The organism is Kitasatospora sp. NPDC002040 (assembly GCF_040296785.1).
Taxonomy (GTDB): Bacteria; Actinomycetota; Actinomycetes; order Streptomycetales; family Streptomycetaceae; genus Kitasatospora.
Map to the genome: position 1 here is coordinate 1 of NZ_JBEOXV010000012.1, position 21,045 is coordinate 21,045.

Sequence of the window (21,045 nt, forward strand, 5' to 3'; positions counted from 1 at the left end):
GGCGTCCGCCGGTCGGCGGACGCCCCCACCGGGGCTTCACCACGGCCGGGTTCAGCGGTGGCTGAGGCCCTGGTCGATGGCGGCGTAGAGCTCACCGTCGGCGGTGTCGCCGTCGAGGGCCCAGACCATCGCGCCGCCGAGGCCGCGCAGCTGGACGTAGGCGGCCTTGGTGCGCAGCACGGTCGGGTCGTCGTACGTCCAGAGCGTGGTGCCGTCGAAGAGCCAGGCGCTGCCGAGGCCGCGGTGGATCTTGTAGGTGCCGGAGGCCGCGAGCTTCTTCAGGGCCTTGTAGTCCTCGGTACCGGCGACCCAGGTGGCCGGGGCGGGGCCGGCGGCCGGCTGGTCCAGGCCGTCGCCACCGCCGGTGACGCCGGTCCAGCCCTGGCCGTAGAACGGCATGCCGACCACGAGCTTGTTCGCCGGGGCGCCGCGCCGCAGCCAGTCGTTGACGGTCTGGTCGACGCTGAAGTCGCCCTTCTTGGCGAACAGCGCGGACTGCTGGGCGGTGGTCTTCTCGCCGGAGACGTGGAAGTCGTAGCCCTGGAGGTTGACGAAGTCGAAGTCCCGGATGATCTTGCTGACCTCGAAGCCCGCGTCGATCTTCGCCGGGGCGGTCGGCGCGTACGCGCTCAGGTCGAAGTGCTTCCGCTTGGACAGCGACTTGCCGTACGCGTCCAGCTGGACCCGGAACTCGTGCACCAGCTTGGTGAAGTTCTGCTTGTCCTCGGGGCGGACGCCGTTGCCGGCGTTGGCCTCGGAGCCGGGCCACTCCCAGTCGAGGTCGACGCCGTCGAACAGACCGGCCGCGGCACCGGCACCGCCGCGGGCGCCGTCGACGGGCAGGTTGCCCTTGATGTAGGTGTCGATGCAGGAGGAGACGAGCGCCTTGCGCGAGGCGTCGGTGAGGACCGAGTCGGAGAAGTGCGCCGAGCCGCTCCAACCGCCCAGCGAGATCATCACCTTGAGGCCGGGGTTGGCGGCCTTGAGCTCACGGAGCTGGTTGAAGTTGCCGGCCAGCTTCTGCTCGGCGGTGTCGGCGGTGCCGTTCACCGAGTTGGCCGCGTCGACCGGGCGGACGTAGTCGGCCCACGGGTCGGCGCCGGGCACGTTGCCGACCAGGCACTTGCCGTCCGCGCCGATCGCGCCGAAGGCGTAGTTGATGTGGGTGAGCCTGCCTGCGGTGCCGCTCGTCGCCAGGTCCTTGACCTGGTAGTTGCGTCCGTAGATGCCCCACTGGGTGAAGTAGCCGACCCGCTTGTAGGTGTACGACCCGGAGTGTCCGCGCTCGCTGTCGCCGGCGCCGGGCGCCGCACTGGCCACCGGGGCCATCGCGGTCAGCAGGCCGAGGGCGGCGGCCGCGGCGGCGACGGACAGCTTGGTGATTGATCTGTGAGGCATGGGCTCGTTCCTGTATGAGGACTGGATGGAGCTTTGCAGCCCGCAAGCTATTGGTCTGGACCAGAAGCGTCAACCAGGTGTCCACTCTGCAAAATTCTCCTTCCGCCCCCTTGACAGCCCCCGTCCTTCCCGGGCGCAGCACGGCGGGTGACGGTCCGTCAGGCCGTGCCCGCACTGCCGGGTGCCCGGTCGGGCGCTAGCGTTGGGTCATGAAGCTGCCCGCACCGCTCCGCCGACCTCCCCGGTACGCCTCGCTGGCCGCCGGGGCGCTGCCCGTGCTGACCTTCCCGGCGGCCGGGCTGGGGTGGCTGGCCTGGGTCGCGCTGGTGCCCGGGCTGGAGCTGATGCGGCGGGCGGACACCGGCCGGGAGGGGGCGGTCCGGGGGTGGTGGTTCGGGGCCGGCTTCATCCTCACCGCGATGTACTGGCTGGTGCCGTCGGTCGGGCCCGGACTGCTCGCGCTGGCCGTGGTGTTCGGGGCGCTCCAGGGGGCGGTCGGGCTCGCCGTCCAGCGCCTGCTGCACCCGCCGCTGACCACCCGCCGGGCCGCGCTGGCCCTGCTGGTCGTCCCCTCGGTCTGGGTGAGCACGGAGTTCGTCCGCTCCTGGCACGCGCTCGGCGGGCCGTGGGCGCTGCTGGGGTCGAGCCAGTGGGAGCACCCGGCGGTGCTGGGCCTGGCCTCGGTCGGCGGTGCCTGGCTGGTCAGCGCGGCCGTGGTGGCGGCCAACACCGGGGTGCTGATCCTGCTGGCCGGCCGCCGCCCCGGGGTCAGGGCGGTCGCGGCCGCCGCGGTCACCGCCGCCCTGCTGGCCGGGCCGCTGCTGTTCGCGGTGCAGTCCGCCCCGGCCGCCGGCGACCGCGCAACTCTCGCCCTGGTGCAGCCCGGTGAGGTCGCCGACCCGGCCGCCAGGTTCGCCGCGAGCGAGCGGATCACCGAGCGGCTGCACGGGGTGGACCTGGTGGTCTGGGGCGAGAGCAGCACCAGCACCGACCTGGACCGCGCCCCGGACGTGCTGGCCCGGCTGGAGCGGCTGGCGGCCGCCACCGGCGCCCCGCTGCTGGTCGGCGAGGACGCCCGCAAGGCCGACGGCCGGATCTCCAAGGACGCCGTGCTGGTCACCCGGGACGGGGTGGCGGAGCGGTACCGGAAGATCCGGCTGGTCCCGTTCGGCGAGTACGTCCCGCTCCGGCCGGTGCTGGGCTGGCTGACCGGGATCAGCAAGGCGGCGGGCGAGAACCGGGCGCCCGGCGCCGCCTTCCACCTGCTGCACACCACCGACCGGTCCGGCCGTCCGCTCCCCTTCGGCGCGCTGATCTGCTTCGAGTCGACCTTCCCGGACATGTCCAGGGTGGCGGCCGACCAGGGTGCCCGGATGATCGTCTTCCAGTCCGCGACCTCGTCCTTCCAGTCCTCCTGGGCCCCGCAGCAGCACGCCTCGCTGGGCGCGCTGCGGGCCGCCGAGACCGGCCGCCCGGTGGTGCAGGCGGCGCTGACCGGCGAGTCGGTGGCGTACGACCGCCAGGGCCGCCGGCTGGCCGCACTGGGCACCGGCGACCGCGGCGCGCTGACCGTGGACCTGCCGCTGGCCGAGCCCGGGGCCGCGACCTGGTACCAGCGGCTCGGCGACTGGGTCCCGTACACGGCGGTGGCGGTCTCGCTGGCGGCCGCCAGCGGGCTGCGCCGGCGGCGGGCCCCGCAGCCGGAGCCCGCCGGGCCTCAGCCCGCGGTGTCGGCCAGGTAGAGCCCGAAGACCGCGCCGAGCGGGTCCTTCAGCACCGCGAGCCGGGGCCCGTCCGGCACGTCGGTGGGCGGCAGCACCGCCTCGGCGCCCAGTCCCACCGCGCGCTCGGCCGCCAGGTCGACGTCGGCGGCCGCGAAGTACGGCATCCAGTACGGCGGCAGGTCGGCCGGGAACTGCTCGCCCATGTCCAGCACCCCGCCGAAGTCGGTGCCGTCCAGACCCCACTGGGTGTAGGACTCACCGGGGCTGACGCTCCATCCGAACAGCTCCGGGTAGAACGCCAGCGCGCCGGCGACGTCCCGGGTGGCGAGCTCGATCCAGCCCGCCGCGCCCGGCTGGTCGTACACCGCCGCGCCCTGGAAGGCGCGGGCCTGCCAGACCGAGAAGACCGCGCCCGCCGGATCGGCCAGCACGGCGAACCGCCCCAGTTCGAGCACCTCGGCCGGGGCCATCAGCACCCGCGCCCCGGCGGCCGTGGCGGTGGCCGCGGTGGCGTCGGCGTCCGCGCTGGCGATCGAGACGGTCCAGACCGTGGGCTGCCCGGGGGCGACCAGCGGGGTGATCCCGGCCACCGGGTCGTCGCCCAGCAGCATCACGGTGTAGCCGCCCGCCTCCGGCCGGGGGTCGGGGGCGGCCCGCCAGCCGAACAGCTCGCCGTAGAAGGCCTGCGCCGCCTGCGGGTCGGCACTGCCCTGCTCGACCCAGCAGGGGCGGCCGGGCCGGTTCGCGGTGATCCTCATCCCTGACGCTCCCTCATCCGACGCTCACTCACCTGGCACTCCTCAGCGGATCTCGACGACTACCTTGCCGCGCGCATGACCGGACTCGACCGCGAGCATCGCCTCATCGGCCCGGTCGAGCGTGAAGGTCTCGGACACGTGCGGGTCCACCGCCCCGGCGGCGACCAGCGCCGCCAGCTCCGCCAGCACGGCCGAGGTACGGGTGCGCCGGACGTACTCGCCGCCCAGCCCCGCCGCGGTCGCCTGGTCGGCGGTGGAGACCAGCCGTCCACCGGGCCGCAGGGTGGTGGCGGCGGCCCGGGCGTCCTCGCCGCCGACCAGGTCGAGGATGCCGTCCACCCCGTCCGGGGCGGCCGCCCTGATCCGTTCGGCCACCCCTTCGCCGTACCGGACCTGGGTCGCGCCCAGACTCGCCACGTACTCCCGGGCCTGATCGCTCGCGGTGCCCAGCACCGTGACCCCACGGGCCACCGCGATCTGCGCCGCCACGCTCCCGACCCCGCCCGCCACCCCGAGCACCAGCAGCGTCCGCCCGGCCTCCAGGCCCAGCTGCGCCACCGCGTCGTACGCGGTCGCCCCGGCCACCGAGAGGGTGGCGGCCTGGGCGAAGGAGACGTCGTCAGGGACCTCGGCCGCCTCGGCCGCCGCCAGCAGCGTGTGCTCGGCGAAGGCGCCGCCGAGCGCGGGCCCGAACACCGGGTCCCCGATCACGAAGCCGGTCACCCCCTCGCCGAGCACCTGCACCACCCCGGCCGCCTCCAGCCCGAGCACCCGGGGCACCGGCGTCTTCCGGCCGAACAGCCCCTGCCGGACCTTCCAGTCCGCCGGATTGACCCCGGCCGCGTGCACGGCCACCAGCAACTCGCCCGGCCCGGGCACCGGCACCGGCCGGTCCAGGAACTCCTGGGTCTCCGGCCCGCCGTATGCCACGAATCCGAATGCCTTGGACATCTGCTTCCTTCGCTCGGGGGCCCGCCTGCCTCCACCAGCTTGCGGGCGATCCGCCCGGGGCGGACGGGGATGCTGCGCCGAACGGGACCGGACGGACGGCTGTTGTTCAAATTGGAACAAAGGTGTACGGTCGTTCGAACCAGGTCGATCATCCTCAGGAGGACGGGCATGCCCGAGCAGCTCAGCCCCGCGACGGTACGGGCCGAGGTCCGCATCCCACTGACCTTCCCGGACGGCTACCGGGTCGAGGCCGAGGTCTTCACCTTCCACGGCCTCACCGACGGCGCCGAGCACCTCGCGCTCCGGATCGGCGAACTCGGCGACCGCACCCCACTGGTCCGGCTCCACTCCGAGTGCCTGACCGGGGACGTGTTCGGCTCCGCCCGCTGCGACTGCGGCCCGCAGCTGCGCGAGGCGGTCGAGCGGATCGCCGAGACCGGCGGCTACCTGCTCTACCTCCGCCAGGAGGGGCGCGGCATCGGCCTCTACAACAAGCTCGACGCCTACATGCTCCAGGACCAGGGCCTCGACACCTACGCGGCCAACACCGCCCTCGGCCTCCCCGAGGACGGCCGCGACTACACCGCCGCCGCCCAGATGCTCACCACGCTCGGCGCCACCGGCATCCGCCTGCTCAGCAACAACCCCGACAAGGCCGGCCAGCTCGCCGCCCTCGGCATCGAGGTGACCGAGCGCGTCCCCACCGGCGTCCACGTCTCGGCCAGCAACGTCCGCTACCTCCGCGCCAAGGTCGAGCACACCAACCACGCCATCCCGCTGGCCGCCCTGGTCGGCTGACCGCTTACGCGTCCGGCGGCTTCGGCGGCTCCGGCGCGGCCAGCGTGACGGTCACCTGCGAGACCAGCGGGACCATCCGCCCGGCCGACGGGTCCTGGCCGGCCACCACCGAGGTGTCGGCCGCGGTGGCGGGCAGGGCCAGCCAGAGGTGCGAGGCGCTCATCTTGGCCTTGGCCTGAAGCACCGTCAGGCCGGTCAGCTCCGGCACCACCACCGGCACACCGGTGGTGGCCGCGAGCAGGTCCTTGCGGGCCGAGTCCGCGGTCCGGGAGGAGAAGTAGAACGCGACCACACCCGAGGTCATCGCGACCACCGCACCGAACATCAGCATCCTGATGTCCTTGTCGGTGGTGTCGTACAGACTGGCGAACGCCAGCACCACCAGGGCCATCACCAGGATCAGCGCCATCGCGCTCCGGACGATCCCCGCCTTCACCGGATCGGCGCTCCGACGCACCTGGAGTCCCAGGGCCACCAGCGAGATCAGCGCGGCCAGGGCGAACATGCCCCAGATCGGCGCCGCCGATCCGCTGCCGGTCACACCCGTGGCCGGAGCCCCGGACGGGTCGGCGGCCGGAGGTGTTTCGGCTCCCGGCAGGGCCAACACATCGAAGAGGGTCAGAACCGATTCGAGCGCCATGCTCGGAGATTAGTCCCCTTCATCCCCTTTCGCCCGCAAGGAGCGCCGCGCACCTCGACCTCGTCGTCCTCTACACCGAACAGCTCGAAGCCTGCCGCGAGTTCTACGCCGGCCTCGGCCTCCGGCTGGTCCCCGAGCAGCACGGCACCGGCCCCCGCCACTACGCGGCCACCCTCGCCGACGGGAGCGTCCTGGAGCTCTACCCGGCCGGCCGCCGACCCCCCACCGGCCACCTGCGGCTGGGCCTCGCCGTCCCCGCCGGGGAGGCCGACGGGCTGCCGCCCGGCGGCCGCACCGCCACCGACCCGGACGGCCGGGTCATCGTCCTGACCGCGGCACCGCCCGCCGCAGCCGCCCCGCCACCGCGCCCGTGAAGCGGACCGCCTCGCCGACGGCGGGCAGCGGATCGTCCCGGCAGAGCCAGCTCCGCTCGGTGGAGGCGCGCGGCAGCACGTCCTGCGGCAGCCGGCCCTCCCGCCAGCAGGTGACCGCCGCCGAGGGCAGGTCGAGCTGGCCGACCCCGAAGCTGCGGACCAGTTGCGGGCCCTCCGGCACCTGACGGCCGGTCAGCCCCAGGTGCAGCGCCCGCACCACGTCCACCCCGGTGACGGTCTGGAACAGCCGGAACTGCGCCCCGGTGCGCGGGTTGAAGTCGACCAGCTTGTACTGCCCGTCCCGCAGGTCCAGCCGCCAGTCCAGGTCGGCCGCCCCCCGGTAGCCGAGACGTCGGCAGAACTCCCGGGCCATCGCGGCCAGTTCGGGGTTGGGCAGCGACTGCGCCCGGGTGGTGACCCCGGCGCCCGGCGGCCAGGAGCGCAGCTTGCGGCCGGTGAAGACCAGCGGCTCGGCCCCGTCCGGACCGCAGCACAGGTGGGTGATCCAGTCCTGCGCCAGCTCCGGCGGCAGGTACTCCTGGACCAGCACCGACGGCACTTCCCCCGGCGGGCAGGCGGCCCGCAGCTCCGTCTCGCCCCGCACCACCGTGGTGTGCCGGACGGCGGGCGCGCGCAGCCTGGTCCACGCCTCCAGGTTCTTCAGCACCAGCGGGTACCCGTGCTCCCGGCCCACCGCCAGCAGCTCCCCGTACCCCTGCGGCACCCAGGCCGCCGGGCTCGGCACGCCGTACCGGCGGCAGACCTCGAACAGCCCGGCCTTGCTGGCCAGCAGCCGCGGCAGGGCCGGCGGCACCTTCGGCAGCAGGAAGTGCGCCGAGAGCTCCTCGGCGTGCTCCGCCAGCAGCACCGCGGCCTCGTCATCGGTGGCCACCGGCACGCTCGGACGGCCGATCGCCGCCCCGATCTCCAGCAGCAGGCCCACCAGCTCGGCCGGGTCCTCGGTGCCGCTGGTGCGGCGGACGAAGGCACCGGTCAGGTAGCGGGAGAGCGCGGCGGGCGTCCAGCGGTCCTCGACCACGGCGTAGACCGGGACGCCCAGGCGGCCGAGGGTGCGGATCACCCCGACCCCGCCGTGGTGCTGCGGGTAGTGCCCGACCTTCACCAGCAGGGCGGGGGTGGCGCGGTCCGGCTCGATCCGGGCTTGCGTCATGGCGGCCTCATCGCTGGTGCAGTCCGGCGCCGGAGTGGTCGGTTCCCCCGGCACCACCCGCGCCGGTCGGATCAATTCTCGCTCCAGGATGAGCGATCGGGCCAACGCAGAGCAGGGAAGTGCACGTTGCGGCATCACCCGGACACCCGAATGGGGGTGTTCCCGCCCCGCTCGACGGTGCACCCTGGTCTGAGGGGTGCTCCGAACGAGGAGGGCGCCGGATGTTGACCGACCGTCTGTTGACCACCTGCCCGACCCGGTCGCGGTGGACACCGTGAGCGGCCCCGACGCGGTGCCGGTCACCGTGGTCGGCGCCGGGCCGTACGGCCTGGCGACCGCCGCGCACCTGCGCGCCCGGCGGGTGCAGGCACGGGTGTTCGGCGAGCCGATGGAGAGCTGGCAGGACCGGATGCCGACCGGGATGTACCTGAAGTCGACGCCCTCCGCCTCCTCCATCTCCGACCCCGGCGCCGTGTACGGCCTGGACGACTTCCGGACGGTCGACGGCCGGGTCTCCGGTGGTGACCTCTACCCGGTCCCGGTCGCGGAGTTCATCCGCTACGGCCGCTGGTTCCAGCAGGAGTGCGTCCCCGACCTGGAGCGCACCGCCGTGCAGCGGATCGACTCCTGCCGCACCGGCTTCCGGATCACGCTGGCGGACGGCGAGGAGTTCACCAGTCGTCAGGTGGTGCTGGCCACCGGCCTCGGCGCGTACCCGCACCTGCCCGGACAGCTCGCCCCGCTCGCCGGGGCGGGCCTGGTCTCGCACTCCTCCGACCACCACGACCTGGGCCGCTTCGCCGGCCAGCGGGTGGCGGTGCTCGGCGCCGGGCAGTCCGCGCTGGAGAGCGCGGCGCTGCTGCACGAGGCCGGGGCCGATCCGGTCGTGGTGGCCCGGGCCGGCCGGCTGCTGTTCGGCTCCCCGCCCGGCACCGACCGCAGTGCCGACCGGCCGGTCCCCGGCCGGATGGCCAAACCGGGCTCACCGCTCGGTCCCGGCTGGTCGCTGTTCGCGTTCAGCCGGGCCCCCGCCGCCTTCCGGCACCTGCCGGACCGCACCCGGCTGCACCTGGTGCACACCGTGCTCGGCCCGTCCGGGGCCTGGTGGCTGCGCGACCGGGTGGAGGGGCGGGTCCGGCTGCTCACCGGACACAGCCTGCGCTCGGCGGAGGAGAGCGCCGGGCGGCTCCGGCTGGCGCTGCACCGGCCCGGCGGCGGCACCGAGCTGCTGGAGGCCGACCACCTGCTGGCCGCCACCGGCTACCGGGTGGACCTGGACCGGCTGCCGCTGCTCGGCCCCGAGCTGCGGCGCGGCCTGCGGCGGATCGAGGGCGCGCCGCGGCTGGACGCGAACTTCGAGTCCTCGGTGCCCGGCCTGTACTTCACCGGGCTGGCCGCCGCCGCCACCTTCGGCCCGCTGCTGCGCTTCGTCTGCGGCACCGGTTTCGCCGCCCGGCGGATCTGCGCCGCCGTCGCCGGGGCCGACCGGTGAGGCCGGGCCCGGTGGGGCCGCCCCCGTGGCCGGCCCCGCGGTAGCCCCGGCCGTCGCCGGGGCGGGCACTCCCGACCGCGGCCCGGCGGCCGGGCGCCGGGCCCTGGCGTCGGCGCCGTACCTGGTGCTGCCGGTGGCGCTGCTGCTGTGGCTGCTGTCGCTGCGCTCGGTCGACCTGGCCGCGATGAACGACCTCGGGCTGCTCCAGGTGCTGCCGCCAGCCTACTGGGCCGCGGTCGCGCTGCTGACCGTCGGCTTCTCGCTGGCGCTGCGCGACCGCCGGGTCCGCACCGGCTGGCTGGTAGCGTACCTGCTGGGCCTGATCGCGATGATCCACGCCACCCCGAGCCTGCTCTACCCGACCCTGCGCTACTCCTGGGCCTGGAAGCACCTCGCGGTGCTGGACGCGATGATCCGCAACAACGGCCCGGTGCCGAACGCCGAGGGCTTCGACATCTACAACCAGTGGCCCGGCTTCTTCGTGCTGAACGGGCTGGTGCTGCGGGTCACCGGGCTGCACTCCGCGCTCGGCTACGCGGCCTGGGCGCCGCTGGTCACCAACCTCCTGCTGCTGGCCCCGCTGGTGCTGCTCTACCGGGCCGTCTCCACCGACCGCCTGCTGGTCTTCGGCGCGCTCTGGATCTACTACTCGGCCTCCTGGGTCGGCCAGGACTACTTCGCCCCGCAGGCGTTCGCCTTCCTGCTCTTCGTCACCGTGCTGGCCCTGGTGGTCCGTCAACTGCCGGACGGCCTCGCCCCGGGCGGCGCCCGCCCGTCCGCCGGCGCCGACCGGATCGGGCGGCGCAGCGGACGGCTGCCGCTGATCCTGCTGCTGGAGGCCGCGATCGTGGTCTCGCACCAGCTCACCCCGCTGATGCTGATCTGCGTGCTGACCGCGCTGGCGCTCCCGCGCCGCAACCGGCGGGCGGTGCTGCCCGCGCTGGCCGGTGCGCTGGCCTTCACGCTGGCCTGGGACCTCACGGTGGCCCGCCGGTTCATCGACGACAACTTCGGCGACTTCGTCCGGGCGCTGACCACCCCGGACGGCAACATCGTCTCGGGGCTGGCCGGGCTGGGGGCGGCCGCGCCCGGCCAGGTGGTGGTGGCCTGGGTGGACCGGGCGCTCTCCGCCACGGTGATCCTGCTCGCGCTGGCCGCGCTCTGGCGCCGGCCGTGGCTGCGCCGGACCGGGCTGCCGGCGGCCGCGCTGGCCCCGGTCCCGCTGCTGGTCGCGAACAGCTACGGCGGCGAGATGATCTTCCGGGTCTACCTGTTCGCACTGCCCAGCTGCGCGTTCCTGATCGCGGCGCTGCTGTTCCGCCCCGGGCCCCGGCCGCGGCTGCGCGCGGTCGGCTCGGCCGGGGTGCTGCTGGCCCTGCTGGGCGGCCTGTTCTTCGGCTACTACAGCAAGGAGAAGATGAACTACTTCACCCCCGGCGAGGTGGCCGCCGCCCGGCAGCTGGTGGCGCTCGCACCGCCGGGCTCGGTGGTGGTCTCGGTCACCGGCAACGTCCCGGGCGGCTCCGCCGAGTACGACCTGCACCAGCGGATCCAGCTCAACCAGGACAGCCCGGAGACCAGGCAGCTGCTGCTCACCGACCCGCTGGCGGGCCTGTTGCGGGCCACCGCGTTCGCCGCCCCCGGCACCCCGGCGTACCTGATCCTGAACCGGGGGCAGGCCAACGAGTGCTTCCTGACCGGAGCGCTGCCCGCCGACACGGTGGCCCGGCTCGGGACGGCGCTGGACCAGGCACCGCGGTTCACCGTGGTGTTCCGGAACGACGACGCGGTGATCTACCGGTACGTCCCGCGAGCGACCTGACGAGGTGCCACATGCCGTACGCCCGCCTGCTGCCCGCCCTCGCCGGCTGGGCCGCGCTCGGCGCCGTCGCGCTGCCCGCGCCGGTCCGGGTGCCGGTCACGCTGGCCTTCCTGCTGGCCGGCCCCGGGATGGCCCTGACCGGGCTGACCGCGCGGCGGCGGACCCGGCTGGAGACGGCGGTGCTCGCACTGACGGTCTCGCTCGCGGTGGACACCCTGGTCGCGGTCGCGCTGCACCTGGGCGGCTGGTTCACGCCCGCCCGGGCGGTGCTGGTGCTGGCCGTCCTGACCACGCTCGCGGTACTGCTGCGGCGACCGTTCGGCCGGGCGGGGGCCGGGGCGGCCGCGCTGGTGCTGCTCTCCGGCTGCGGTACGGGCACCGGGCACGAGGTGTGGAACACTCCTGGCGCCCAGGCCTCCCCGACCGGGCCGCCGAGCCTGGACGCCCCGGCAGCGCCGGGTGACTGGCGGCTGGTGTTCCAGGACGAGTTCGACGGCGCCCGGCTGGACGGGGCGCGGTGGGCCACCTGCTACGACTGGAACGACCGCGGCTGCACCAACCGGGGCAACCGCGAGCTGGAGTGGTACCTGCCCGGGCAGGTGACGCAGGGTCAGGGCGTACTGGCGCTGACCGCCGACCGGCGGGCCACCACGGGCAGCGACGGGCAGCGCTACCCCTGGGCCTCCGGCATGGTCAGCACCGGCCGGGACAGCTGGGACGCGACGCCCCGGCGCACCTTCACCCGGGGCTACTTCGCCGCCGCGATCCGGGTCCCGCCGCAGGCCGGGATGTTCCCCGCGTTCTGGCTGATGCCCGCCACCCGGCAGACACCGCCCGAGCTGGACGTGGTCGAGTTCATCTCCGACCCGCACGACGCCCAGCTCACCGTGCACTGGGCCGGGCCCGACGGCAGCGACCGGCACGAGGCGGTGCACGTCGGCCCGGCCGACTACCCGGGCGGGTTCCACGTCTTCGCGCTGGCCTGGGAGCAGTCCTCGCTGACCTGGTACATCGACGGGGTGGCCCGGCACCGGGAGACCGATCCGACCCGGATCCCGGACCAGCCGATGGAGCTGCTGCTCAACCTGGCGGTGGGCTACCCCACGGCGCCGCCGGACGGGGTGGACACCGCCCGGCTGGAGGTGGACTGGGTCCGGGTCTGGCAGCACTGAGGCCGGACCGGACGGAACGTCAGATGTCGGGCGGCCCGCCGACCGGGCGGCCGATCGCGGCCCTGACCCGGCGGTACGCGCGCCAGCCCTTGGTGCGCAGGTGCTCGGGCAGGGGTGCCACCGGGGCGCCCTCGCCCCTGGTCCAGGCGACGAACCGCTCGGGCGGGGTGTCGGCCCGCACCATCAGCCGGGCGATCCGCAGCACTTCGTCGCTGTCGGAGCTGAAGGCGTTCACCACGGCGGCCGCCGAGGTGTACCCGGCCTGCCTGACCTGCCGGCGGACGGCCGCGCTGGAGTAGCCGTGCGGATAGGCGAACGAGACCACCGGGTGGCCCAGCAGGTCCTCCAGCTCCCGGCGGCAGCCGACGATCTCGCTCGGCAACCAGCGTCCCGGCAGGGTGTCCAGCTGCGGGTGGGTCCGGGTGTGTGCGCCGATCTCCACCCCGCAGGCGTCCAGGGTGGTCACCTGACGCCAGCTCAGCATCCGGGCCGGCGGCAGCAGGCTGCCGGCCGCCACCCCGCCGGGCGCGTGCACGGCGCCGGTGGTGAGGTAGAGGGTGGCGGGCAGGCCGCGCTCGGTCAGCAGTTGGGCCACCGTCCAGTAGAAGTCGGCGAAGCCGTCGTCGAAGGTGAGCACGGCCGCGTTGTCCGGCACGGCCGGGCCGCCGCGCAGGGCCGCGACCAGGCGGTGCAGCGGCACCACGGTGCGGCCGCTGTCGGCGATCCGGTCCAGCTGCTCGGTGAAGGTGCGCGGCGTCACGGTGAAGGGGGCGATCCAGGCCGGCGGGTCGTCCTGGACGGAGTGGTAGAGGAACACCGGGACCGGGCTGCTCATGGGGTGCCTCCCGGCCCGCCGGCCCGCCTCAGCGAGTCGACAAGTCGACCGAGGGTGCCGTCCTCGCGCAGCCTCCCGGTGGCGTAGCCGGTCAGGGTGGCCGTCACGCCCAGGGTGAGGGCGAACAGCTCCCGGGGGCCGCCCCCGCGCGGGCCGATCGACCTGGCCATCCCGCGCGGGATCACCGAGCGCAGGTAGCGCCGCTCGCAGGCCAGCGCCGGGCCCCGGCCGGTGTGCCGGGCCACCACCGCCTTGGAGAGCCCTTCGGCGTAGCAACGGGAGCGGAAGTAGGCCCAGTTAGTGCGTCCCTCGGGCACCCGGTGGCTGACCCCGGCGGCGGGTTCGTAGCGCAGCTCGGCCTCCGGCCGCCCGGCCGCCAGCCGGATGCAGAGCTCGGTCTCCTCGCAGCCGAGCGGGCGGTTGCCGACCCGGCCGAGGTCGGGGCGGAAGCCGCCGGCCGCGACCAGCTCGGCCCGCCGGAAGGACATGTTGGCACCGATGAAGTTCCGTACCGGGCCGCCCTGTTCGGGCATCCCCCGGTACGAGCAGCCGACCACCCAGTCGAACTCGGGCGGGAACCAGGACGGCCGCCCGATCTCCCAGCGGGGCCGGACCAGCCCGCCGACCCCGAGCACCCTGGGGTCCCGGTAGGCGGCCATCAGCTGCTCGGTCCAGTCCGGGTCGGCGGTGGCGTCGTCGTCCAGGAAGGCCACCACCTCGCCCTGCGCCAGCGCGACGCCGGTGTTCCTGGCGCCGGACAGCCCGGGCCGCTCCCGGTTGGCCACCACCCGCACCCCGGCCAGCACCCCGGCGGCGCGGACCGCCAGTTCAGGGCAGTGGTCCACCACCAGCAGCACCTCCTCGGCGGGGCGGCGCTGCTGCTGCAGCGAGCGCACCGCGGCCACCAGGTCGCTCCAGCGGCCCATGGTGTACGAGCAGACCACCACGGTGAGGGTGAGCCGCGGCAGGGGCGGCGCCTCGTACGGCGCCTCGCCGGTACGGTCCGGGTCGATCATCGTCCTCACTCTCCCTTCACCGGGAACGGCCCCAGCCAGCGCCGGATGCCGAGCAGCAGCGGCAGCGCCAGCGCGGTCTCGGCGACCAGCCAGGCCACGCCGACACCGGTGATGCCGAGCAGGGGGATCAGCCAGAGGCTGAGGGCCAGCACCATGGCCAGCAGGGCCGCCTGGAGCCCCATCACCCAGCCCATCGCGCGTCGGGCCCGGCAGGCGTCGACGGCGATGCCGACCACCAGGTTGGGCAGGGCGGAGAGGGCGAGCAGCCGCAGCAGGGTGGTGCCGTGCTCGGCGTAGTCGGGGCCGAAGGCGCCCAGGATCCAGGGCGCGGCGACCACCAGCGCCAGCACCCCGGCCGCGAGCAGCAGACCGGTGTGGCGCAGCACCCGCCGCCCGTGCTCCGCCAGCCGTTCGGGCGCGTGGGCGGCCTCGACGATCAGCGAGCTGCCCATGTTCAGGGTGGCCAGGTAGCAGGTGTAGCCGATCACCCAGGCCAGCGAGAAGTACGCGTTCTGGTCCGCGCCGAGCCGGCCGAGCACCAGCAGCGGCATCAGGCTGTACGCGGCGGTCCGCAGCAGCGAGCCGGTGTAGTCGGCGGCGGCGTAGCGCACCAGCCTCGGCGGCGGCGCGCCGTCCCGGTCGGCCCGGACGTGCGCGGGGACGGCCCGGCCGAACAGGTAGCCGTTGGTGACGACCAGGGAGACCAGCAGCGCCCCGCTCCAGGCCAGCAGGATGCCGGAGTCCAGAGCCAGTGCCGCGCAGAGGCCGAGCAGGACGGCCTTGGCGACCGCGAACAGCGCGTTCTCGCCGAGCACCCAGGACGGGCGGCGGAGCCCGGTGAGGGCGCCGTCCTGGAGCACGAACAGGGTGTACCCGGCGCTGGCCGCGACGAAGGCGACCGCCACCGCCGGGTCCCGCAGGAAGTCCAGCCCCGGGGCGAGCACCGGCACCAGCAGCAGGAAGGCCACCGCGGCGAGCGCGCTGGCCGCGGTGCTGACGGTGTAACAGCGCAGCAGCACCCGCCGGGTGTGCCGTCCGGCGGTGGGGACGAACCGCATCAGCACGTCGCCGAGGTTGAACTGGCCGATCCCGGAGAGCAGTGCGGCGGCGGACAGTGCGGCGTAACTGCGGCCCACCGTCTCCGGGCTGTACCAGGCGGTGGCGAGCAGCCAGAAGACCGCGCCGAGTGCGGCGGTGAGCAGTGAACTGGCGGTCAGGACATGGCCGTTGTGCAGCAGCGGCTCACCGTTGAACGCGGCCCTGGCCCGGGCCCTGAGCAGGGTCGGGTAGGAGCACTCGCACGGCAGCGGCAGCGGGCAGCCGCAGCCGGGCGTCCTGGTCCTGATCACGGTGGCCACGGCGTTCACCCCATTCGGGCCTGGTGGCGGACCGACCGCAGATAGCCGAGCGGGCCGTAGAGCATCCCGCGCAGCTCCAGTGCGGCCAGTCCGGTGGAGCGCCGGCCGGCCGGGGTGGTGCGGCTGCGGGCCTGGGTGGCGGCGTGCCGCAGCCCACCCGGCACCCGCCGCAACAGCGCGGGCAGCAGCCGGGGTTCGGTGGCGACGGCGGCGGCCAGGTAGGCGCCGAGGCCGGCCCCGTAGCCGTAGAGCTGGGCGGGCAGGGCCTCGGCGGTGCGGCGGTGGCGGTGCCAGACGATCGCGTCGGGGTGGTAGCTGAGCACGTGGCCGCTGGTGACGACCCGGAAGAAGGCCAGCAGGTCGTCGCCGCCGTGGGTGGGAGTGCCGGCGCCGGTGGCGGGGTCGAAGCCGCCGAGGGCGCGCAGCAGCCGGGTCCGGAAGGCCATGTTCGCCCCGGAGCCGAACTTCCCTGCGGTGAAAGGGAACAGCGGGTCGCCGGGGGGCGCGTCGAGCGACCACCGGCGGGGGACGAAGCCCTTGTCGTAGCCGCCGTGCCGCTGGAGCGCGGCCTGGGCGGCGGTCTCCAGCTCGGCCGGCAGGATCAGCCCGGTGACGCAGCCGGTCCTGGGGTCGGCGGCGAAGGCCGCGGTCAGCGCGGTCAGCCAGTTCCGGTCGACCAGGGTGTCGTCGTCGGTGAAGGCGATCAACTCGCCCCGGGCGGCGGCCAGTCCTAGGTTGTGTGCCCGGGCCAGGCCCGCTACCGGCTCACGCAGGTAGCGGACCCGGTCGGCGTACCGCGCACGGATCAGATTCCTCGCGTCGTCCCCGTCCGGGGCGTTGTCCACGACCAGTACCTCGTACTGCGGGCTGTCGGTCCGCAGCAGGGAGTCCAGGCACTGGCGCAGGAGCTCCGGCCGGTTGTGGGTGGCGATCACGACACTGATCTGCGGCGGTCCCGCGGGCGTCCGGGCGCCGCCGACCCGACTAGGGGGCGCTCCGGCCGTCGCGGTGGTCAACTGGTGCGGGGTGATCGAGATTTCACGGAAGGCGGCATCGACCAGCGCCCGGCGGAGACCGACCGGATCGTCGGCGCTGCCGGTGGCGGTGACCAGTCCGAGCGGGTGTCCGTGCAGTCGCACCAACGCCAACACGCGGCCGTCGAGGATGGCCGGCCCGGTGCCGCCGGGCGAGCGCAGCTCACCGGGTTCGGCCAGGTCCAGTTCGACCACGCGGACGGGGGTGTAGAGCGATTCGCGGGCGACGGGGCAGGGGTAGGCCGCTGCGGTACGCCGGTCGATGCCGTTCATCACCGCTCCCCCGTGGCGTGGAGCGCCGCTCCCCTGCCGCCCGGACGTTCGGCGAGCAGGGTCCGCAGCACCCGGCTGCCGTCGGAGACGGCGTGCAGGTGCGAACGGCCACTACGGCGGGGAAGTTCGAGGCTCGGCACCTCGGCGATCCGCAGGCCGGACCGCAGCGCGTGCGCGATCATCTCGGCCTCGATCTCGAACCCGGCCGAGCGCAGGTCGAGTTGGTCCAGGAAGCTGCGGCGGAAGGCGCAGAAGCCGTAGCAGAGGTCGGTCAGCCTGGTCCGGTAGAGCCGGTTCACCACGGCCAGCAGGGCCAGGTTGCCGACCGCGCGGATCCGGGTCAGGTCCAGCGAGCCGCCGCCCGCGATGCACCGCGAGCCCTTGACGAAGTCGTAGCCGTGGTCCAGGAAGTGCAGGAAGTGCGGGATCTCGCCGGGCCACATCGAGCCGTCCGCGTCCATCATCACCACGTACTCGCCGCTCGCGGCGGCGAACCCGGTGCGCAGCGCGTTGCCCTTGCCGGGGCCGCTCTGCTGGACGGTGCGGACGGCCGGCAGGATCTGCTCGGCCATCGCCCGGGTGGCGTCGGTGGAGAATCCGTCGACCAGGATGACCTCGTCGACGCAGTTCGGGATCTGCTGGAACACCCAGGGGATGTTGCGGGCTTCGTTCCGGGCCGGCACCACCAAGCTGACCGAGTGCCGGGTTCTGGTGACGTCGTCGGACCGGCGCAGCGGCCGATCGGAGGGCAGCTGGTCGGAGGTGCGGCGCAGCGGCCGGGCGTCCCGGGTCGGGTACGGGAGGACGTTGGGGGGCAAGGTGGTGCTCATCGCGGACGGCCTTCTCCGGAGACAGCGGGCACGCGGATTCCCTCACGCGTGACCCGGAGGACACGGGGCGGGCCACCGCGCACTGGGCGCGGGGCGGACCCCGGTGGAAAAACGAGAGCGACATACGGCGCGGCGGGTCAGTTCGGACTCCCCGAAACCCCTCCGGAACGCACCGATCGGTCTCTGGGCGGCTGGGCGCCGACTGTCACGGGCAACTGGCGAATGTACTGGTGCCAGGGCCTCATCGTCCGCCCGCACCCTGCCCGGTGTCAACCCTTTTTGACCTTTTTGACCGGCTGGTGTGCTAATGCCTCGACTGCGGTCACGCGTGCTTCTGCGCCTGCTCCTCCGCCTGGCGGCGCTCCTCGGCGATCCGGCGGGAGATCTCGTCCGGGCGGACCGGACGGCCGAAGTACCAGCCCTGCGCCCAGTCGCAGCCCATCTGCCGCAGCCGCTCGGCGTCCGCTCCGCTCTCCACGCCCTCGGCCGTGACGGTCAGCCCGAGCGTGTGCGCCAGCGAGACCAGGCCGCTGACGATCCGCCAGCCGGTGTGGGCGTCCTTGGCCGGGTCGTGCAGGTCGCCGACGAAGGAGCCGGCGATCTTCAGGCAGGAGACCGGCAGGTCGCGCAGGTAGGCCAGGTTGGACCAGCCGGTGCCGAAGTCGTCCACCGCCAGCGAGACGCCCAGGTCCCGCACCCCGTGCAGGGCCTTCAGCGCCTCGTCCTCGGGGCCGACGACGGTGGACTCGGTGATCTCCAGCTGGAGCTTGCCCGGCGGCAGGCCGGTCTTGCGCAGGATCCGCTCGACATCGGTCACCAGGCCGGCGTTGCGGGCCTGACGGACCGCCAGGTTGACGTTGATCTGCGGCGCGCGGTCGCCGAACTCCCGCACCCACTCGGTGGCCTGACTGCACGCCTGCTCCAGCACCCAGCGGCCGAGCGGCATGATCAGGCCGGTCTCCTCGGCCACCCCGATGAACTCGTCCGGGCCGAGCACCCCCAGCTGCGGGTGCCGCCAGCGCACCAGCGCCTCGACCGCGACCAGCGAGCCGTCGGCCAGCGAGCAGAGCGGCTGGTAGTCGATGAAGAACTCGCCCCGGTCCAGCGCGGCCGGCATCCGGACCGAGACCGCGTACCGGCTCACTGCACGGGCGTTCTCCTTCGGGTCGAACAGGGTCCAGCGGCCGCGGCCGGCCTCCTTGGCCCGGTACAGCGTGAGGTCGGCGGCCCGCACCGCCGCACCGGGGGTGGTGGTGGCCACCCGGCGCTCCAGCACGCCGACGCTGGCGCCGACCGCCAGCGAGTGGTCGCCCACCTGGACCGGTCTCGCCAGCGCGGCCAGCACCGTCTTGGCGGCCGCCACCGCCTCCTGCTCGCCCCGGCAGTCCTCCAGCAGCACCACGAACTCGTCGCCGCCCAGCCGGGCCACCAGGTGGCCCAGCGGGGTCAGTGCGGTCTCCAGCCGCTGGCCGACGGCGGCCAGCAGCTGGTCGCCGGTGTCGTGGCCGAGGCTGTCGTTGACCACCTTGAAGCCGTCCAGGTCCACGTAGCAGAGGCCGAACCTGGCCCCCGGCTCGGGCTCCTCGAAGAGCTTCTCCAGCCGCTCGAAGAAGGCCACCCGGTTGGGCAGCCCGGTCAGCGGGTCGTGGGTGGCCTGGTGCCGCAGCCGCTCCTGCAGGCGGTAGCGGTCGGTGATGTCCTCCAGCATGGCGACCTGGTAGAGCGGCACGCCCTCGTCGTCGCGGATCAGCGAGACGGTCAGATGGGTCCAGACCACCTCGCCGTCCTGGCGGTAGTACGGCTTGTCGAACTGGAAGTACTCGGTGCGCCCGGCGATCAGGTCCTCGTACGCCTCCCAGACCCCGGGGGTGTCCTCGGGGTGCACCAGCTCGTCCACCCGGCGGCCGGTCATGTCGGTCGAGCCGGTGCCGAAGATCTCCCCGAGCGCCCGGTTGACCGAGATGATGTTGCCGTCGGTGTCCCCGATGCCGATCCCGATCGCGGCGCTCTCGAACAGCGCGCGGAACTTGTTCTCCGACTCCCGCAGCGCCTTCTCCACCTCCCGCCGGGCGGTGTCGGCGGCCAGCCGGATCGCCTCCTGCTCGCGCAGGGTCCGCTCGCGCAGCGCCTCGGCCCAGCCCGCGGCGAAGGCACCGCTCAGGGCCGGGCCCCGGCCGTCGGTGTCCGGGCCGAGCTGGAGCAGCTCGACCGCGCGGGACAGCACGGCGGGGTCGGTGAAGTGCGCGTCCACCAGCTGGGCGCCCACCTGGCCGGCCAGCTCGGGCCGGAACGGCTCCTCGTGCTGGGCCCGGTGCAGCAGCGCGGCCGTCCGGGACACCAGGCGGCTCAGTATGCCCGGGTGCACGGCCATGCCGTGGCCGCCCCGGAGCAGCCGCTCCCACTCCTGGTGGAACCAGGTGGACGCGTCCACCCGGTCCGCCCCGTCCGGCCGTCGGGTCACGGCAGCAGTCCGACAGCTGCCAGACCGGTCATCCGCTCCGGGTGCGGCCCGACCGACTCCGGGTCCTCGGGGCGCCACTCCGGCAGGTAGACCAGGCCGGGTTCGAGCAGCTCGAACCCCTCCAGGAAGCGGCTGATCGCCTCCCGGTTGCGCATCGTCATCGGGGTCGGGGTGCGCTTGTACAGGTCCTGGTGCGCCCCGGCCTGGTCCGGTCGGCCCTCCAGCGAGGCGTGGCAGATCACCAGCGCACTGCCCGGCGGCAGCGCGTCCCGGAGCTGCCGTACCAGCGCGTACGGGTCGTCCTCCTCGACGATGAAGTGCAGCACCGAGACCAGCAGCAGGGCGACCGGCTCACCGTCCGCCAGCAGCGCGGCCACCTCGGGCCGCGAGAGCAGGTCGTCGACGTGCCGCAGATCGGCCTCGACCACCACGGACTGCGGGTCGTCCTTGAGCAGCAGCCGGCTGTGCGCGACCGCGATCGGGTCGTGGTCGACGTAGACCACCCGGCTCTCCGAATGCACCGCCCTGGCCACCTCGTGCACCGGACCGAAGGTCGGGATGCCGGAGCCGATGTCCAGGAAGCGGGTGATGCCCTGCTCGGCCAGGTGCTGGACCGCCCGTCGCAGGAAGGCCCGGTTGGAGCGCATGATGGCGGGCAGCTCGGGCCAGAAGGCGATCGCCTTGCGGGCCATCTCCCGGTCGACCTCGAAGTTGTGCGAGCCGCCGAGGTAGTAGTCGTAGACCCGGGCGGCGTTCGGCTGCTCCAGATCGGTTCCGGCAGGGACCCAATTCGCTTGCTGCATGACGGCAACCCCTACCGGATATGAAGTGGACAACGAAGCACGAGGATCTTCCTATCATCGCCTCTGCGCTGCAACCAGTGAAACCAGTGAGTCGGATGTGACCGACGGGGCGCCGGATCGCCCGCCCGGCGCGAG

The 21,045-nt window shown here is 74.1% G+C and carries 17 protein-coding genes; 5 read left to right on the forward strand and 12 right to left on the reverse strand.

Annotation, left to right across the window (positions count from 1 at the left end):
* Nucleotides 1-51 precede the first annotated feature (51 nt).
* Nucleotides 52-1,398 (reverse strand): glycoside hydrolase family 18 protein, encoded by a 1,347-nt coding sequence (locus ABT118_RS23425; RefSeq protein WP_350672230.1) that lies wholly within the window; start codon nucleotides 1,396-1,398, stop codon nucleotides 52-54.
* Nucleotides 1,399-1,607: 209 nt separating this feature from the next.
* On the opposite strand from ABT118_RS23425, the gene lnt reads away from it, so the two are divergent.
* Nucleotides 1,608-3,140: an apolipoprotein N-acyltransferase gene (gene lnt, locus ABT118_RS23430; RefSeq protein ID WP_350672232.1), complete on the forward strand. Its 1,533-nt coding sequence runs from the start codon at nucleotides 1,608-1,610 to the stop codon at nucleotides 3,138-3,140.
* On the opposite strand, the gene ABT118_RS23435 is transcribed toward lnt, so the two are convergent.
* Both ABT118_RS23435 and ABT118_RS23440 read right to left on the reverse strand, forming a co-directional pair.
* Nucleotides 3,116-3,880, reverse strand: coding sequence for a VOC family protein (locus ABT118_RS23435; RefSeq protein ID WP_350672234.1), 765 nt, complete (start codon nucleotides 3,878-3,880; stop codon nucleotides 3,116-3,118). The two genes, lnt and ABT118_RS23435, sit on opposite strands and share 25 nt — an antisense overlap.
* Before the next feature lie 42 nt (nucleotides 3,881-3,922).
* Nucleotides 3,923-4,831: an NADP-dependent oxidoreductase gene (locus ABT118_RS23440; RefSeq protein WP_350672236.1), complete on the reverse strand. Its 909-nt coding sequence runs from the start codon at nucleotides 4,829-4,831 to the stop codon at nucleotides 3,923-3,925.
* Between the two features lie 168 nt (nucleotides 4,832-4,999).
* Between ABT118_RS23440 and ABT118_RS23445 the strand changes: the two genes are divergently transcribed.
* The gene (locus ABT118_RS23445) at nucleotides 5,000-5,629 is read left to right on the forward strand and encodes a GTP cyclohydrolase II (RefSeq protein WP_350672239.1); all 630 of its coding nucleotides are present in this window, start codon (nucleotides 5,000-5,002) and stop codon (nucleotides 5,627-5,629) included.
* A 4-nt stretch (nucleotides 5,630-5,633) separates the two neighbouring features.
* Here the strand turns inward: ABT118_RS23445 and ABT118_RS23450 are convergent, their stop codons facing one another.
* Both ABT118_RS23450 and ABT118_RS23455 read right to left on the reverse strand, forming a co-directional pair.
* On the reverse strand, nucleotides 5,634-6,269 hold the full coding sequence (locus ABT118_RS23450; protein ID WP_350672241.1) for a PASTA domain-containing protein: 636 nt from the start codon (nucleotides 6,267-6,269) through the stop codon (nucleotides 5,634-5,636).
* 318 nt (nucleotides 6,270-6,587) lie between these two features.
* The gene (locus ABT118_RS23455; RefSeq protein ID WP_350672242.1) at nucleotides 6,588-7,814 is read right to left on the reverse strand and encodes a carboxylate--amine ligase; all 1,227 of its coding nucleotides are present in this window, start codon (nucleotides 7,812-7,814) and stop codon (nucleotides 6,588-6,590) included.
* 274 nt (nucleotides 7,815-8,088) lie between these two features.
* Here ABT118_RS23455 and ABT118_RS23460 point away from each other — a divergent pair, with 274 nt between their 5' ends.
* The 3 genes from ABT118_RS23460 to ABT118_RS23470 are packed head-to-tail and all read left to right on the forward strand — an operon-like array spanning nucleotide 8,089 to nucleotide 12,300.
* Nucleotides 8,089-9,306: an FAD-dependent oxidoreductase gene (locus ABT118_RS23460; RefSeq protein ID WP_350672244.1), complete on the forward strand. Its 1,218-nt coding sequence runs from the start codon at nucleotides 8,089-8,091 to the stop codon at nucleotides 9,304-9,306.
* Nucleotides 9,307-9,331: 25 nt separating this feature from the next.
* On the forward strand, nucleotides 9,332-11,128 hold the full coding sequence (locus tag ABT118_RS23465; RefSeq protein ID WP_350672246.1) for a glycosyltransferase: 1,797 nt from the start codon (nucleotides 9,332-9,334) through the stop codon (nucleotides 11,126-11,128).
* A gap of 11 nt (nucleotides 11,129-11,139) precedes the next feature.
* Nucleotides 11,140-12,300: a family 16 glycosylhydrolase gene (locus ABT118_RS23470; protein WP_350672248.1), complete on the forward strand. Its 1,161-nt coding sequence runs from the start codon at nucleotides 11,140-11,142 to the stop codon at nucleotides 12,298-12,300.
* Between the two features lie 19 nt (nucleotides 12,301-12,319).
* Here the strand turns inward: ABT118_RS23470 and ABT118_RS23475 are convergent, their stop codons facing one another.
* The 7 genes from ABT118_RS23475 to ABT118_RS23505 form a co-directional block, all read right to left on the reverse strand.
* On the reverse strand, nucleotides 12,320-13,135 hold the full coding sequence (locus tag ABT118_RS23475; RefSeq protein WP_350672250.1) for a polysaccharide deacetylase family protein: 816 nt from the start codon (nucleotides 13,133-13,135) through the stop codon (nucleotides 12,320-12,322).
* Complete coding sequence (locus ABT118_RS23480; RefSeq protein ID WP_350672251.1) at nucleotides 13,132-14,151, reverse strand: glycosyltransferase family 2 protein; 1,020 nt, start codon at nucleotides 14,149-14,151, stop codon at nucleotides 13,132-13,134. The genes ABT118_RS23475 and ABT118_RS23480 overlap by 4 nt, the downstream gene beginning before the upstream one ends.
* 5 nt (nucleotides 14,152-14,156) lie before the next feature.
* On the reverse strand, nucleotides 14,157-15,509 hold the full coding sequence (locus ABT118_RS23485; RefSeq protein ID WP_350672254.1) for a lipopolysaccharide biosynthesis protein: 1,353 nt from the start codon (nucleotides 15,507-15,509) through the stop codon (nucleotides 14,157-14,159).
* Nucleotides 15,510-15,514: 5 nt separating this feature from the next.
* Nucleotides 15,515-16,816 (reverse strand): glycosyltransferase family 2 protein, encoded by a 1,302-nt coding sequence (locus ABT118_RS23490; protein WP_350672256.1) that lies wholly within the window; start codon nucleotides 16,814-16,816, stop codon nucleotides 15,515-15,517.
* Nucleotides 16,816-17,646, reverse strand: a complete 831-nt coding sequence (locus tag ABT118_RS23495) for a glycosyltransferase family 2 protein (protein WP_350672258.1) — start codon at nucleotides 17,644-17,646, stop codon at nucleotides 16,816-16,818. The genes ABT118_RS23490 and ABT118_RS23495 overlap by 1 nt, the downstream gene beginning before the upstream one ends.
* Nucleotides 17,647-17,968: 322 nt before the next feature.
* On the reverse strand, nucleotides 17,969-20,107 hold the full coding sequence (locus ABT118_RS23500) for a putative bifunctional diguanylate cyclase/phosphodiesterase (RefSeq protein ID WP_350672260.1): 2,139 nt from the start codon (nucleotides 20,105-20,107) through the stop codon (nucleotides 17,969-17,971).
* Entirely contained in the window at nucleotides 20,104-20,910 is an 807-nt protein-coding gene (locus ABT118_RS23505) for an SAM-dependent methyltransferase (RefSeq protein ID WP_350672261.1), read from the reverse strand. Before ABT118_RS23505 ends, ABT118_RS23500 begins: the two co-directional genes overlap by 4 nt.
* Between the last annotated feature and the right edge of the window lie 135 nt (nucleotides 20,911-21,045).

What these genes read in the sequence shown, in the direction of transcription:
- ABT118_RS23480 (WP_350672251.1), bottom strand. Translation starts at nt 14,151, where the DNA reads ATGATCGACCCGGACCGTACCGGCGAGGCGCCGTACGAGGCGCCGCCC.
- lnt (WP_350672232.1), top strand. Translation starts at nt 1,608, where the DNA reads ATGAAGCTGCCCGCACCGCTCCGCCGACCTCCCCGGTACGCCTCGCTG.
- ABT118_RS23475 (WP_350672250.1), bottom strand. Translation starts at nt 13,135, where the DNA reads ATGAGCAGCCCGGTCCCGGTGTTCCTCTACCACTCCGTCCAGGACGAC.
- ABT118_RS23505 (WP_350672261.1), bottom strand. Translation starts at nt 20,910, where the DNA reads ATGCAGCAAGCGAATTGGGTCCCTGCCGGAACCGATCTGGAGCAGCCG.
- ABT118_RS23470 (WP_350672248.1), top strand. Translation starts at nt 11,140, where the DNA reads ATGCCGTACGCCCGCCTGCTGCCCGCCCTCGCCGGCTGGGCCGCGCTC.
- ABT118_RS23435 (WP_350672234.1), bottom strand. Translation starts at nt 3,880, where the DNA reads ATGAGGATCACCGCGAACCGGCCCGGCCGCCCCTGCTGGGTCGAGCAG.
- ABT118_RS23425 (WP_350672230.1), bottom strand. Translation starts at nt 1,398, where the DNA reads ATGCCTCACAGATCAATCACCAAGCTGTCCGTCGCCGCCGCGGCCGCC.
- ABT118_RS23490 (WP_350672256.1), bottom strand. Translation starts at nt 16,816, where the DNA reads ATGAACGGCATCGACCGGCGTACCGCAGCGGCCTACCCCTGCCCCGTC.
- ABT118_RS23450 (WP_350672241.1), bottom strand. Translation starts at nt 6,269, where the DNA reads ATGGCGCTCGAATCGGTTCTGACCCTCTTCGATGTGTTGGCCCTGCCG.
- ABT118_RS23440 (WP_350672236.1), bottom strand. Translation starts at nt 4,831, where the DNA reads ATGTCCAAGGCATTCGGATTCGTGGCATACGGCGGGCCGGAGACCCAG.
- ABT118_RS23495 (WP_350672258.1), bottom strand. Translation starts at nt 17,646, where the DNA reads ATGAGCACCACCTTGCCCCCCAACGTCCTCCCGTACCCGACCCGGGAC.
- ABT118_RS23445 (WP_350672239.1), top strand. Translation starts at nt 5,000, where the DNA reads ATGCCCGAGCAGCTCAGCCCCGCGACGGTACGGGCCGAGGTCCGCATC.
- ABT118_RS23455 (WP_350672242.1), bottom strand. Translation starts at nt 7,814, where the DNA reads ATGACGCAAGCCCGGATCGAGCCGGACCGCGCCACCCCCGCCCTGCTG.